Genomic DNA, 13,440 nt, shown 5'->3' on the forward strand with positions numbered 1-13,440 from the left:
TCGCTATAATCTATATTTGACATTTTATTAGTGTTTATACGACCGATTGCTTTACGAATATGAGCATTTTCATCAATCAAGTGCTTGTATTTTTCATCATTAAGATATTGTTGAAACCACTTCTCTTGCTTTAAAAACTCAATATTTCTCTCAATCTCATCTTCTGTGATGTCCTTAAATGAGAAGAAAATGATTGTCGAAATTGAATGGATTAAACTTTTATTTACACATCCTCTGAACTGTTGAATTGAATTTTCGGATTAGATACTCATTATTATACAGCTAGTTTTATTTTAGGTCAGGATTAACCTGAATTATATGTTATGATTTGGTAAATGATTTTTAGGGAGTTGCAGGAGGGGATAGGGTGGAACATTCAAAAGGATGGCAACAACGGTTATATAAACGGACGTTGCTCGTTGTGCTGCTTTCGCAAACTTTGGGGGGAGCAGGGTTGGCGGCTGGGATTACAGTGGGAGCACTGCTTGCGAAAGAGATGCTTGGAATTGAGAGTGTGTCCGGATTGCCGTCTGCTCTTTTTACGTTAGGTTCGGCTTTGTTTGCTTATTTAGTCGGTCGGATTACGCAAAAATATGGCCGGAGAATGGGGCTTTCCTTCGGTTTCCTCGCTGGGAGCATCGGCGCATTGGGCGTTGTTGCGGCAGCTAATATCGATAGTATTGTGTTATTGTTCGTTTCGTTGTTTATATACGGTGCTGGTACATCTACTAATTTACAGGCTCGATATGCCGGTACGGATTTAGCGGAAGAACATCAACGTGCGAAAGCGGTCAGCATTGCGCTTGTGGCAACAACGTTTGGTGCGGTCGCAGGTCCCAATTTGGTCGCGCCGATGGGGAAAGTCGCTCAATTTCTTCATATGCCTGCTCTCTCAGGGCCGTTTCTTTTATCGGCGGTCGCCTATAGCGCAGCCGGGCTAGTGTTTTGGTTTTTACTGAAGCCGGACCCGTTGTTGGTTGCTCGAAAGCTTGCCGAACAATCGGAGCAAACTGTGCAAGTGGTGAGTCGAAATATTGAAAAACAGGTACAGCGTATGGGGGTTGTCGTAGGTGCTACCGTTTTGATTTTGTCCCATGTTGTCATGGTTGCGATTATGACGATGACGCCAATACATATGCAGCATTATGGCAACGCAATGTCCGCCATCGGTTTGACGATCGGTTTGCATGTGGCAGCTATGTATTTGCCTTCACTGATTACAGGGTCGCTTGTAGATAAAGTTGGACGCATCAAAATGGTGATTGCATCAGCTTTCACATTGACAGCCGCAGGTTTATTGGCGGCTTTTGCACCAGGTGAATCGACGTTGCTTCTCACCGTGGCACTTATCTTACTCGGGCTTGGCTGGAATTTCGGGCTCATTAGCGGAACGGCCATTATCATCGATTCGACGACCATCGAAAATCGTGCGAAAATACAAGGTTCGGTCGATGTTGGAGTGGCACTTGGCGGTTCAGCGGGAAGCTTGTTATCCGGTGTTATTGTGGCATATACAAGCTACGCGGCATTAGGGTTTGTTGGTGTGTACATATCGTTGTTGCTGATTCCGCTTGTCATTTGGTCTTCTGTGAAAAAGCGTCGTTCGATTCAGGTGGATAATCAAACCTGTTAACAGCAAAAAGTTCAAAGGTTAATTCAAAATGGCATAGCCATCTGCTGATGATTATGCCATTTCCCTCAGTTTGATAATGTAACAACAATCAGCTCTGGCCTGTTGAAGATTCGCACAGGAACAACACTATTTCCTAAGCCTCTGCTAATCACTATGGATGTATCATTGCTAGTGTGAATACCTTCTGTTAATTCCGGAAAGAATCCTTGTTCGGGCGCAATTAAACCTCCGACAAACGGGATTCGGACTTGACCTCCGTGTGCATGTCCTGAAAAAACTAAATCTGCATTGCTGTTTGAATAAATCTCGAACAGTTCCGGTCGATGAGAGAGCAATATTTTAAAGGTGCCGTTCTTTTCGACCAGTGTATTCAATAAGTCACCGTTTAGCCAATTATTGCCGTTGTTGAATGCGATATCGGATAACCCAATAATTTCGGTGGACTGGTCATCCTTAATTACTTCCGTTTTTTTGTTATCTAACACGATGACGCCAGCTTCTTCTAACCTCGATTTAAGCTGATTATATATACCGGAATGCTCCTCATGATTTCCGGAAACGTAATAGATTGGTGCAACATCGATTGCGCCATTGATCAGATCCAGTGAGACATCAATATTTGTCCTGTTTGAATCAATTAAATCGCCCGTAATGACGATAACATCAGGATTGATTTTTTTTATTTTTGCTAATATGCTAGATTGTTTATCCCCAAACTCCTTATTGTGAAGATCTGATATATGTAAAATCTTATACCCGTTGAATGCTTCCGGAACTTTATCATTTTTATAATTGATCTCGCTTATTGTGATCGCATTGTTTTGATAGGTGAAAAAAGCGAATAGTGCAACAATAGTAAGTGCAATAACGATTAACAGATTTTTTCGTTTCGGTTTTAACTGCATATTTACTCTCCTTGTAGTGCTTTTTATACCAAATTAAGTGGAAACAATAGAACGTTTTATTGTTTCGATTGATTCTACAACGTTCTTGAATATGACAAAATCGTATTAGCCTTCCTTCACTTGAAGTTGAATAAGCGGTACTTTCCTGACAGATTCGAACGAAACGAAAAAACATTTTTTCTTATGACGGAATCTGCCTTCACAGATGAACGGAGGGATTATTGTGCCAGCCCACCTTAGGAACAAAAAGTGCGGTTTGAAGTATGTTAATTTTACATCGACAATGTTTGAATAAGGGAAGTCAATACGTTTTTTGACGGCGCAAAACCGCGTAAAGCCTGTTAGTTCTAGTGATATCCCATCCTCCGCATAGTGCAATTGTCTCCCCATTGTGAATACCTCCTAACTAGTACTATACCTACATAATACACGAAAGGTGAAGAAAGAAAACATCATGCAGCACGGTGAGATGAGTTTGTTTGTACAAGAATGCATTCGATATTATTGTAAATTGTTAGCACTGAAGAATCTATCGGATCAAAAGGGGATTTTTCAGTAAGGTGGTTGCTCAGGTCGGAAGAATTATTTGTGAAAGTGGAAGAACTCTGTTGAAAAGCGGAAGAATCATGCGAGGAAGTGAGGTGAACGAAGAGCCGGTTACTTGGTTAGCGCTCCAGGAACGATAGGAAGCTAGTAAAATGGGATTTGAAAAGGCTCCTATTGCTGAACGGAGAAACAATAGGAGCCTGATTGCCTACAATTCTATCAAATATTTACGAATATCTGATACATTACTGATATCAGGAAGATCTTTTCCAGCAATATTGTAAAAACCATCCTTATCATCTAATGACGCTTTTTCATCCGGGTCGTCAAAGGCAACCATAATACCAACTGTGTTCGATTTCTCCTTCAAAAATTGCACGAGAGCGAAAATTCGCTGTTCAACCTCTTCTTTATCAATGGCCGTATAGTATGCTTTTTTTCTCATAACAATTTGGAGTGCATCACGATTTGTAATATCCTTATAGGATGGAATGTGTCCGTCCATTACCTCGTCATCTCCAATACCCCAAACAGTACTTGCCTGTACCTGATCGTAATCAGCGAAGATCTCTTTTGCTGTAGGAATTAACTCTTGTTCAATCTCATATAACCATACTTCTTCAGGATAGTAGTCAGCGATAATATCCGTTTGGTACTTTTCTGCTGTGAACTGTATGTCTTTATTTTGCTCAGGCTGATACACGCCTCCGTATGTCCCCATTTTCCAATTATAAGATGACTCAACCAATATGAATTTCTCATCATATTTCTCTTCTAAATGATGCAAAAGTTCTCGTGAAACAGCAGATTTTTTAGTTGGGTTGCCATAAAAGCTTATAAATAGGAATAAGCAAATGGTGATGAGTACAGCTAACAATGAACCCCTGATGAGTTTCTTTTTCATTTTAGTACCTCTTTTTCGTATAATTATACTAAAGTTCGGTGTGCTGCAGGAGCATGCCGAATATTTTTTTGAAAAGTGTATACATTCTTCATTGTTCAATCGTTGTATAAGATTAGAGGATTGCTGGTAACAGATGATTCAGAGGTACTTGAAGTAATGGAGGCTGTTAAACGGACTATATCTGTTGCATTCGGAACATCGACTGATACAGTGGACAGTGTTTGTGGCGCTTCCGTTTGGATTAGCTTTAGCGGAAGTGTTCCGCTGGTAGCTCCAATTGCAAAGTCAGTTAGTAATCCTGTTTCTCCGGTCGTTACTGTAGCTATAATGAAATCGGTAATGAAAGCAATTCTAACTCGAAATTTGATAGTTTTTCGCTAGTTTTGTCGAAATCATTGCGTATGTTATTAAGAACAATGTATTGTTGATTATTATGTCATTCTAGTGAAAAGGGGTACTTTATGAAAAAGAAACTATCATTATTAATTCTTGCTCTAATGGTTGGCGTATTATTTTTTAGTAGTGTTGCCGGAGCAGCACCAAAGTCTTATCCCCCATCATTAGTGCATAAGCCGGGGAAAATGTCGTATGAGCATATGAATTACTTGGCTTATGATATCGGTCCACGAGTTGCCGGTACGCAAAGTGAAATAGCAGCCGGGCAATACATCAAAGGACAATTTGAACGAATTGGACTGAAAACATCTGTACAACAATTCAATTATGTAAGAAGAGGCGTAACTTACACATCTTCTAACATCATCGCTTATAAACCCGGGAAATCCAGCAAACAAATCATTGTAGGGGCTCACTACGATTCTGTCGCAGCGGGGCGCGGCGTGGATGATAATGCCTCTGGAGTCGGTATCGTTTTAGAGGTGGCAGAGGTTCTTAAGAAGATTAAAACGCCTCACTCGATTGTCTTTGTCGCTTTCGGAGCGGAAGAAGTGGGATTGCAAGGATCCAATTATTATGCTAGCCAAATGTCGGATGCGGATATTGACAATACTGTCGCGATGATCAATCTTGACAGCTTAGCGGTTGGCGATAAGATGTATGTGTACGGCAGTCCTGGCGAAGATGGATTTGTTCGAGATTTAGCCTTGAAAATTGCTGCTCAGAAAAAACTGAATGTTGGAACAAACCCAGGCGTAAATCCAGATTACCCAGCTGGAACAACGGGCGATTGGAGTGATCACGCGCCATTCAATCGTTTAGGCATTCCGTATGGTTATCTGGAAGCAACGAACTGGGAACTTGGCGATTTGGATGGTTATACGCAAACGGAGAAACATGGAGGCGTGTGGCATACACAAAACGATACGCTCGAATTCATTGAAAAAGAATTTCCTGGCAGAATCCAAGAACATCTTTCTACATTCAGTATTGTTTTAACAGATGTATTGAAATCCCTTGATATAGAAAAACAAAAGCCTAAGCCGAAAAAAGAGAAGAAAGTAAAAGATAAAACGAAGCCACATGAGAAAGTCCGGGGCGAAAAGTAAACGATAAGATAGAAGAGTAGTCTCTCGTAGGCTGCTCTTTTTTATTGATTTAAAGCTCGGATGTCGGCGGTAATTCTAGAATCTCTTTGATGGAAACACTTGGCTTCTGTTGGATATCGCGCGCTGCCTCCGCAACAAAAGCGAAATGACTTCTGATGGTATTCCAATAGTCGCCGTAATCGATTCGGAAATCTTCAAAGTGGGAGGCCGAATAGATGATCAAGCAATCGAAAGACTCCTTTGCTTTCTCTAAGTCGTAGTGCAGGGCGAAAGGGATGGTGTAATAGTTGTTCAGCTGATAGGGATTCAGTTTAATGAGTTTAATTTGGTGTTCTTTCGCAAAATATAGCAGTTCTCCGGCATCGTGAAGGAGCTTGGCTTCTCCGTTCGCTTTCCCTAGGTAAACCTGTCTGTTTAATAGAATAAGACCTTTCAATTCTTTACCTCCTCCTTTTAAAAGACAGTATCTCCAATTAGGGAGCAGGTATTCCTTAATGTTAACGGTAAATCAACGAAAAGAGTAGCGATTTGGAGCCTAATTCTGGGAGACTGGATATTTCGATATAATCTGCGGACCACCTGTATCGATAGCTCCGTTTGTTAAACTATTATGTGCTTTAATAGTTTTTTTTGTATAGTTTTTCCTGTTGATCAATATTCTCCTCTTGTTTGAATAACTCTCACTCTAATAAGAATCAACATATATTTCTTAAATCTTTATTTACTACTAAATGTAAGTGTTTTATTATTTTAATATAATGATTAGGTAGACAATATTATCTATTTACTTAATTTGAATTAAATGAACTTTGCTGAATAAAAGGTGGATAAGGAGTAAGCATGATTAATTTAGCTGCAACGCATGAAGATAACATTATAAGATTTCAGAGAAAACAATATATTATCAGTTTTTCACCATTACAGAATAAGTCTTCAATTGGTCATGAAGATATTCAGCGTAATGAACATATATCACTTGAAGCCGTGCGGGAAATGTTCCCTTCGATTACGACAGAGGCGATTGTGCGTATACTTCTAGTAACAATTCAAATGAAGCTGAAAGAAGGGCAAAGACGCTTTTTATTAACTTATACGGATGAAACAAAGCGCGAATCGCTGGACTTAATGAATGGTTTGGTGAGTGTACTGCAAATCAAAGCTTCAGCGGAAGAACAGCAGCAAATCTTCGAATCATTACATATGTATGCGGGAGAATGGACGAAAGAAATCTGCCGGGCGGAAAGCCATTTTCATAACATCGAGAATACGTTAAGCGATTTACGAAAACTTTCATAGGAAGGAGAAGAAGATGTTAATTACCGAGCATGCGATACACAGATATAAGCAACGAATCGGAAAGAAAACAGCCGCACGAAAACGTATTGTTGCCAGCATTAATCATGATCTTAAAAAGGACGTTTGGTTTCGGAAAAACCCGAAAAAAGAGCATGTTAATGGCACTTATATTCTTGTAACCTCAAAATACCAGGCTGTATGCATAAAAGGACACGTAGTCACTATCGAGGAACTCACACCTTCGCTGAAAGAACAGGTAGAAAGATTGAAGCGACAAAAGCAGGAAAGCAGGAAGAAGGGAAACGCTGTACAACGTGTGCATGGTGAGGATGTCAGGAAGTTTGTGATTTGATTGCAGTTGTTGTTGTCGCCTCTTTGTTCAAAGCTATGATTTCAAAAGAAGACGAGTGCCAAAAAGCACTCGTTTTGTTCTTTAATGGTGCTCAACCTCCTCAAAAAAAGTAACAGCATCCTCTAAATCTGCTTGATTCGGATGACCTTTCGCAATGCCGCCGATAAGCTTGAACGGACCATAAGTATCAAAGCCTCGGCAAGACCAGCAGCCGATGACAGGCAACCCGACCTGCTCAAGCAGCTCCTTCACTTCCTCTTCAGCCGACTCCTTCTTGCCGCCATGAGTAGAAAGTACAAATGCCCTCTGACCATGCGCCGGCTTATACTGGCGAATAAAATAAGTCACTGCCGGATGAAACTCGCCCTTATAAGTACCGGAAGCAAAACCGAGAATATCATAGCCGGAAAGGTCAGTGTGCTCACCTCCGGGCAATTCGATTAAATCGACATCTTCCTGTGCCGCAATGGCATCGAGTACTTTTTTCGTATTGCCGTGATGATGGGAGTGGTACAGAATTGCTGTTTTGTTCATATAAATCCTCCTTTTAATTCGCAATAGTACTCCTTACCCGGGTTCTTTTTGGTGTAATCCTCAATCTCTGTTTGCATGGTGATAAATACTTTAATGGATAATTATGTTAAAATATAAGTGACTGGGAGGAGATTATATGATTTACACGATTAAAACGCAGAGGGGCATTTTAACGTTTTTATTCGCCCTGAATTCAGCTAGCCTGTTATTCGAATCAGAAGGCGCCTCACAATATATATTTTACCTTCAATGCGCTATCCAGATTGTTATTTTAATAGGACTCATTATTAAATATGAATTGAAGATCGATGACGGCTATTTATCATATCGAATGTCCTTATTCGGTATGGAATTTTATAAAAAAAGAATCACGCCTCAGCAAATAAAGCAAATGAAGTTTGTGCGGGTAGGCTGGTTGAGCAAAGGAGCAATCGTTCAAATGGAGAAAGGGTTCAACATTCGCGTTACACACTTCAGCCCGGAAACAGTCGTCGCTGAATTATTGGATTTTGCCCATAAGCACGAAGTACCCATATTCAAAACGAGAGATTTTGTCATTTTGGAAAAATAAACGCAAGAGGAGTGCATCGAAAGTGAAAGCAACTATTTTAAAGACATTAAAACAAATTGAATTAGATTATGATGTGAAAGTTTTGTACGCCTGTGAATCGGGCAGCCGTGCATGGGGTTTTCCTTCTAAGGATAGTGATTATGATGTGCGTTTCATATATGTGCACAAGCCTGAGTATTACTTGAGTATTGATCCTGTCGGTATCGGCAAGAAAAAAGACGTGATTGAACTGCCGATTAATGACCTTCTTGATGTAACAGGTTGGGAACTGACGAAAGCGTTAAAGCTGTTCAGAAAATCGAATCCGCCATTATTGGAATGGATGAACTCCGGCATTGTTTATTACCGGGCTTTCACAACGATTGAGAGAATGAAACAACTGAGTCAATCGCTATTCACTCCCAATTCTTGTCTCTATCATTATTTAAATATGGCGAACAATAACTTTAGAGAATATTTAAAGTCCGATACAGTCCGGATTAAAAAGTATTTCTATGTCTTGCGGCCGGTGTTGGCGGCTCGCTGGATAGAAGCTTATAATGAGTTTCCGCCGATGGTATTCCAAACGCTTGTAGAAAAACTGATTCCTGATGGTGAGTTAAAAACAGAAATAAACATTTTACTGGAGCGGAAAATAAGAGGCGATGAGCTTGATATGGAACTTCGTATTGATGTCATCCATTCTTTTATAGAGACAGAGTTGCCTCGGTTGGCGGAATACGCAAAGACAGTAACCAAAGATCGAGAAGATCCGACTCCTCAGTTGGATCAATTATTTCGCAGTACTTTAAAAGAGGTATGGAAATGATGGTTGGTTTATATAGGGTGTTATTGGGAGAAATGTAAATATTTGAACAGAACGGAAGGTTGCTTTATAATAAAAATGTACATAGACATGATGATTAAACATTGGGGAGGCTTTTATGAAAAGGACAGCAGAAATTGTATTGACGGTTATTGGCATTGTTGGTTACTTGCTTGTTGCAGCGATTGGCGGATTGTTGGCATCTCTAAAGTCGAATGCTGAACTTGAGGAAATTATAGCGACTGAAGTAGAATTGGTAGATCCGACTATTGATCCGGCTGGAGTACTTGATGTTATTGGAGCAGGAGGAATCACATTACTGGTTATTTCTCTTATATGTGCCGTATTCGGGATTTTCGCGGCAATTATGTTTAAAAAGAATGCTTATTCAAAAACAATGGGTATTATTATGATTATATTGGCTGTCGTTTGTGCACTGGTTACCTTTGGTTTAGGTATTATTGCAGGTCTCTTCTATGTAATTGCCGGAATCGTGGCCTTAGTGAAAAGGGCACCTAAAAATACATACGATAACAATACCGATACTATGGCATAAACTAATTTAAAAGCTGCATATAACCTCTGTATACAAAGAGTTTATGTGCAGTTTTTTTATATTTTTTAATTTAGTAGATTGATTAAATATTGCACCTGTAATACATTTAGTATAATGAGTAGATGATACTATGTGATATTTGTATATCAAACTGGTTATGCAATCTTGTTCAATGCAGAATTTTGAAGGAGAATCAGAATGAATCAGAAACAGTCGAGAATAGCTTGGATTACAGACACAACATGTACGTTAAGCGAGGATTTTGCAGCAAAAAATCAATTAAATATTATTCCGTTACAAGTAGTCATTGATGGGAAGTCATACAGAGAATCAATTGACATTACGGACAAACAATTTTATGAAAGAATGGCGAATGAATCAGTCACTTTTCAATCATCCCAGCCGTCAATCGGTGAGTTTGTCGAATTATATGAGAAACTGAAGGAAGAGTATGATTGCGGAATCGCTTTTCATTGCTCCAGTAAACTGTCCGGGACTTTGGCTACGTCTGTAATGGCAGCGGAACAAGTCGGTTTTAAGCTGTACGCAATTGATACGTTGACCGGATCTTACCCACATTTTTATTTATTGAATAAAGCGATGGAGTTATTCAATCAGGGAAAAGATGTCGAAGAAATAGTTAATCAAATCGAGATAATGAAAACGAATACAAAATTGTTCCTGATACCGTACAATCTTGATCAGCTTCATAAGAGCGGACGAGTTTCAGGAAGCGCACGTTTCATCGCCAATTTGCTTAATATAAAACCTATTCTTTCCGTATATGATGGTGCATCCATTAAAGAAAAGGTTAGAACAGAAAAAAGAGCCATTAATTATATGTTGGACTTGCTGCGGGAAGATATGAAAACATCAAAAATTAGCAAAGTAGTCGTTATTCATGCAGACAATGAAGAGAAGGCTCTTAAACTTGAAAATGATATAAAGAAAGAATTTAAATCAATTCCGACAGAACGAATGATTCTAGTTCCGGTTGCGGGTGTCCATACGGGCGTTGGGACAATCGGAATCTCATGGGTATGTGAATAAAAGGCGTTACGCTAAAACAAGGCAGTCAACTCTTTGATGAAGGGGGCTGCCTTTTTGTGTTGCTTCTGAAGTACTTCATCTCTGGGCAGAAGAGCTGCTTAATAAAGAGTTGGAAGAAAAATGTATAAGCATAATAAAGAAGGGGTGTTGAGTCGGTTGAGGTATAAGTGAGATTTGCTTGGTTATTTCTTCTTTAAAAGGCATTTACAAATCATAAATGGGTAAAGGATTTGTAAGAACGTTAATTAGGAGGAGGCAATCTAGGTGAGTTCAAATGAGATTTTAAACGAACAAATTCATTTGGATAAAACTATTCAGAATATTGAAAACCAGACATACTTGGTTTCTGAATTAGTGGAAAGCAAAAGAGAAAAGATGAAAAGTGGGCATGGGGAAGCTGGTGATCAAGTTGTATACAAAAAAGGGAAGGAGGAACAAAGATTACTGCAGGAGGCTATCAAGAATCCTTATTTCGGAAAGTTGGAGATGGTTTCTAAAGAATATGGAGATGAGACGTTCTATATTGGAAAACAAGGGATACGCGACGAAGATGAGAATCGTATCGTCATAGATTGGCGAATGCCCATCGCAAAGGTTTACTATAACTTTACTCCCGGAAATCCAAAGCAGGGTTATTTAGTAGTTGATAAAAGACATAACCAAAGATACAAGTATGTAGTGAAAGTAAATAAAAAGAGAGAGTTTGTCATTAAAAATCAAAGGATCACTAAGATTATACAACAAGTGCCTAATGTTTTGAGCAAAGAGAATAAAACGATTACCGAAACCGAGGATGCGTTGCCTATCGCAGATGAATTCTTGGCAGAAATGATAGAAAATAGCCAAACTACAGGCTATCTAAAAGAAATTATTGCGACGATCCAAAGTAAACAGGATCTTGTCATCAGAGAAACAATTGACAAAAACATCATTGTGCAAGGTGCTGCCGGATCAGGAAAGTCATCGATTGCTTTACACCGCCTTTCATACCTTCTTTTTAATAATGAAAATCTTAGTCCGGAAAGTCTATTGATATTAGGCCCATCTAATATGTTTTTAAGCTCTGTAAAAGGGCTGTTGCCAGAACTGAACTTAGAAGGGATCCAGCAGACAACTGTTCAAAACTTAATGTTGGATATGGTTAGACCTTATTTAGAAGGAGATATTCTGCTGGACAATAGTCTAGTTTTTAAGGAAGTACTTTATGAACATAAAAATGAACAAGAATACAGAAGAATCCAGTTTAAAGGTTCTGAACAGTTTTTGAAAGTGCTGAATCTGTTCTTGGAAGATTTCGAGAAGCATTACGAGCGAAGAATTCATAACTTAACGATATTAGATGAGCGGTTAAATACAACGGCTTTGCAGGAAATTTACCGAGGATATCTGTACTTACCTTTAGTGAAGCGGATTGAAAAATTCATTTGGCATGTTGAAAATCTGCTTGAGAGAAAACTGGAAGAGACGCTTGAAGAACATAGGAAGCAATATGACTTCGTTATTAACACCTACTTGAAGGATGGCGGTCTTTCTCAAGATGAGCATCTTTCTGTCGCGGTAAAAATGAGACGAGTTTTGGACTACAAAATTAAAAATACCCAATCTAAGTTTAAAGAACAAATATCACTCTGGAAGGAATCAATAAAAGTTCCGGACTTAATGCAACTTTACAAGCAAATAACATCTTATGAGCTGCTGAGCTCCTTTAAAAATGAAATTGACCTGGAATATTTGGAGGCATTTAAAGACAATACAGAAGAACAATTGACGAGTTTTGATTTGGCTCCGATTTTTTATATGTATTTAAACTTGTATGAACCGCAAGTGAAATACGCGCATATAGTGATCGACGAGGCGCAAGATTTAAGTTACATCCATTTTGCGGCGCTAAAGAAAATAACAAGAACAATGACAATTTTGGGCGATAATAACCAATCCATCTTAATGAATTATGGTCAATATGATTGGGAGTATTTATTAACCAGCCTTTTTAACAGGAAGGATGACGCCATCTTGGATTTAAATACGAGTTACCGATCCACTAAGGAAATTGTTGATACAGCAAATGCGGTTTTAAAGAAACAAAAGGGAGTTACTTTTGAGTCAATCAATCCATTAAACCGTAATGGTGAACCTGTATCGTTCAAGAAAGTGGACAACGGTGACGACTTGTTAGATAGCATTGTGGCGACGCTAAGGGAATGGAGCGGCAAGTATAAGAGAGTGGCTGTGATTCATAAAGATGAACAAAGAGCTAAGAAGCTAGCTGAAGACTTGAAAGGTGAGTTAAAAGAGGTTCCTGATGTGAAGTATATTAATCCAGATCAAGAAGTAGGGAACAATACAATTTCTGTTTTAGCTTCTTATCACAGCAAGGGCATGGAGTTTGATGGCGTGATTTTAGTAAATGTCGATGATAAAAACTTTCCGCTAGATAATCTTCATGCACGTCTATTATACGTTTTATTAACGCGTGCTCAGCAAGAAGTGAAGGCTTTCTATTGTAAGAACCCTTCACCGTTGATTAGGGAATGTCTGAAGCCGCCGAAAGATGAACACGCTTACATTTTGTGAGGAAATTACAGAGAAAAAGGATGACAATTAAACTATCAAACTTAATTGTCATCCTCCATTTAGTTAGAACTCTTTCTTATTCATAGGCCCAAACCTGTTTCATTATTATTGAATACCAATTATCTCTAAGATCTCTATATGCGCCAATTGTCCAGTCAATAAGATCGATGGCATCAAAGTTGTCAGAAGAATGCAGGTAATTGAAATCA

General features: G+C 39.0%; 15 protein-coding genes. 10 read left to right on the forward strand and 5 right to left on the reverse strand.

The window, feature by feature from the left end:
• The first annotated feature begins 367 nt into the window (after positions 1–367).
• Positions 368–1,633, forward strand: a complete 1,266-nt coding sequence (locus tag IEO70_RS03815) for an MFS transporter (protein WP_190997030.1) — start codon at positions 368–370, stop codon at positions 1,631–1,633.
• A gap of 65 nt (positions 1,634–1,698) precedes the next feature.
• Here the strand turns inward: IEO70_RS03815 and IEO70_RS03820 are convergent, their stop codons facing one another.
• The 3 genes from IEO70_RS03820 to IEO70_RS03830 all read right to left on the reverse strand — a co-directional run bounded on the left by IEO70_RS03820 (position 1,699) and on the right by IEO70_RS03830 (position 3,988).
• Positions 1,699–2,538 (reverse strand): metallophosphoesterase, encoded by an 840-nt coding sequence (locus tag IEO70_RS03820; protein WP_190997031.1) that lies wholly within the window; start codon positions 2,536–2,538, stop codon positions 1,699–1,701.
• 105 nt (positions 2,539–2,643) lie between these two features.
• Positions 2,644–2,928: a hypothetical protein gene (locus tag IEO70_RS03825; RefSeq protein ID WP_190997032.1), complete on the reverse strand. Its 285-nt coding sequence runs from the start codon at positions 2,926–2,928 to the stop codon at positions 2,644–2,646.
• 364 nt (positions 2,929–3,292) lie between these two features.
• A complete protein-coding gene (locus tag IEO70_RS03830; protein ID WP_190997033.1) occupies positions 3,293–3,988 on the reverse strand; it encodes a YfjL-like protein in 696 nt (231 codons plus the stop codon).
• Positions 3,989–4,108: 120 nt separating this feature from the next.
• Here IEO70_RS03830 and IEO70_RS03835 point away from each other — a divergent pair, with 120 nt between their 5' ends.
• On the forward strand, positions 4,109–4,369 hold the full coding sequence (locus IEO70_RS03835) for a hypothetical protein (RefSeq protein ID WP_190997034.1): 261 nt from the start codon (positions 4,109–4,111) through the stop codon (positions 4,367–4,369).
• Between the two features lie 80 nt (positions 4,370–4,449).
• Positions 4,450–5,493: a M20/M25/M40 family metallo-hydrolase gene (locus IEO70_RS03840; RefSeq protein WP_190997035.1), complete on the forward strand. Its 1,044-nt coding sequence runs from the start codon at positions 4,450–4,452 to the stop codon at positions 5,491–5,493.
• A 49-nt stretch (positions 5,494–5,542) separates the two neighbouring features.
• Here the strand turns inward: IEO70_RS03840 and IEO70_RS03845 are convergent, their stop codons facing one another.
• Positions 5,543–5,929 carry a hypothetical protein gene (locus IEO70_RS03845; protein WP_190997036.1) on the reverse strand — a complete coding sequence of 129 codons (387 nt, stop codon included), beginning with the start codon at positions 5,927–5,929 and terminating at the stop codon, positions 5,543–5,545.
• A 404-nt stretch (positions 5,930–6,333) separates the two neighbouring features.
• Here IEO70_RS03845 and IEO70_RS03850 point away from each other — a divergent pair, with 404 nt between their 5' ends.
• Entirely contained in the window at positions 6,334–6,789 is a 456-nt protein-coding gene (locus tag IEO70_RS03850) for a hypothetical protein (protein WP_190997037.1), read from the forward strand.
• A 13-nt stretch (positions 6,790–6,802) separates the two neighbouring features.
• Entirely contained in the window at positions 6,803–7,141 is a 339-nt protein-coding gene (locus IEO70_RS03855; protein WP_190997038.1) for a hypothetical protein, read from the forward strand.
• 81 nt (positions 7,142–7,222) lie between these two features.
• On the opposite strand, the gene IEO70_RS03860 is transcribed toward IEO70_RS03855, so the two are convergent.
• Complete coding sequence (locus IEO70_RS03860) at positions 7,223–7,675, reverse strand: flavodoxin domain-containing protein (RefSeq protein WP_190997039.1); 453 nt, start codon at positions 7,673–7,675, stop codon at positions 7,223–7,225.
• A 136-nt stretch (positions 7,676–7,811) separates the two neighbouring features.
• On the opposite strand from IEO70_RS03860, the gene IEO70_RS03865 reads away from it, so the two are divergent.
• From IEO70_RS03865 to IEO70_RS03885, 5 genes are all read left to right on the forward strand, one after another.
• The gene (locus IEO70_RS03865) at positions 7,812–8,246 is read left to right on the forward strand and encodes a hypothetical protein (RefSeq protein ID WP_190997040.1); all 435 of its coding nucleotides are present in this window, start codon (positions 7,812–7,814) and stop codon (positions 8,244–8,246) included.
• 22 nt (positions 8,247–8,268) lie between these two features.
• Complete coding sequence (locus IEO70_RS03870; RefSeq protein WP_190997041.1) at positions 8,269–9,054, forward strand: nucleotidyltransferase domain-containing protein; 786 nt, start codon at positions 8,269–8,271, stop codon at positions 9,052–9,054.
• A 115-nt stretch (positions 9,055–9,169) separates the two neighbouring features.
• Positions 9,170–9,607: a DUF4064 domain-containing protein gene (locus IEO70_RS03875; protein WP_190997042.1), complete on the forward strand. Its 438-nt coding sequence runs from the start codon at positions 9,170–9,172 to the stop codon at positions 9,605–9,607.
• Between the two features lie 198 nt (positions 9,608–9,805).
• Positions 9,806–10,657 (forward strand): DegV family protein, encoded by an 852-nt coding sequence (locus IEO70_RS03880; RefSeq protein WP_190997043.1) that lies wholly within the window; start codon positions 9,806–9,808, stop codon positions 10,655–10,657.
• Between the two features lie 264 nt (positions 10,658–10,921).
• On the forward strand, positions 10,922–13,231 hold the full coding sequence (locus IEO70_RS03885) for a HelD family protein (protein WP_190997044.1): 2,310 nt from the start codon (positions 10,922–10,924) through the stop codon (positions 13,229–13,231).
• Positions 13,232–13,440 lie beyond the last annotated feature (209 nt).

Source organism: Peribacillus faecalis, from assembly GCF_014712675.1.
Lineage (GTDB): Bacteria > Bacillota > Bacilli > Bacillales > DSM-1321 > Bacillus_AD > Bacillus_AD faecalis.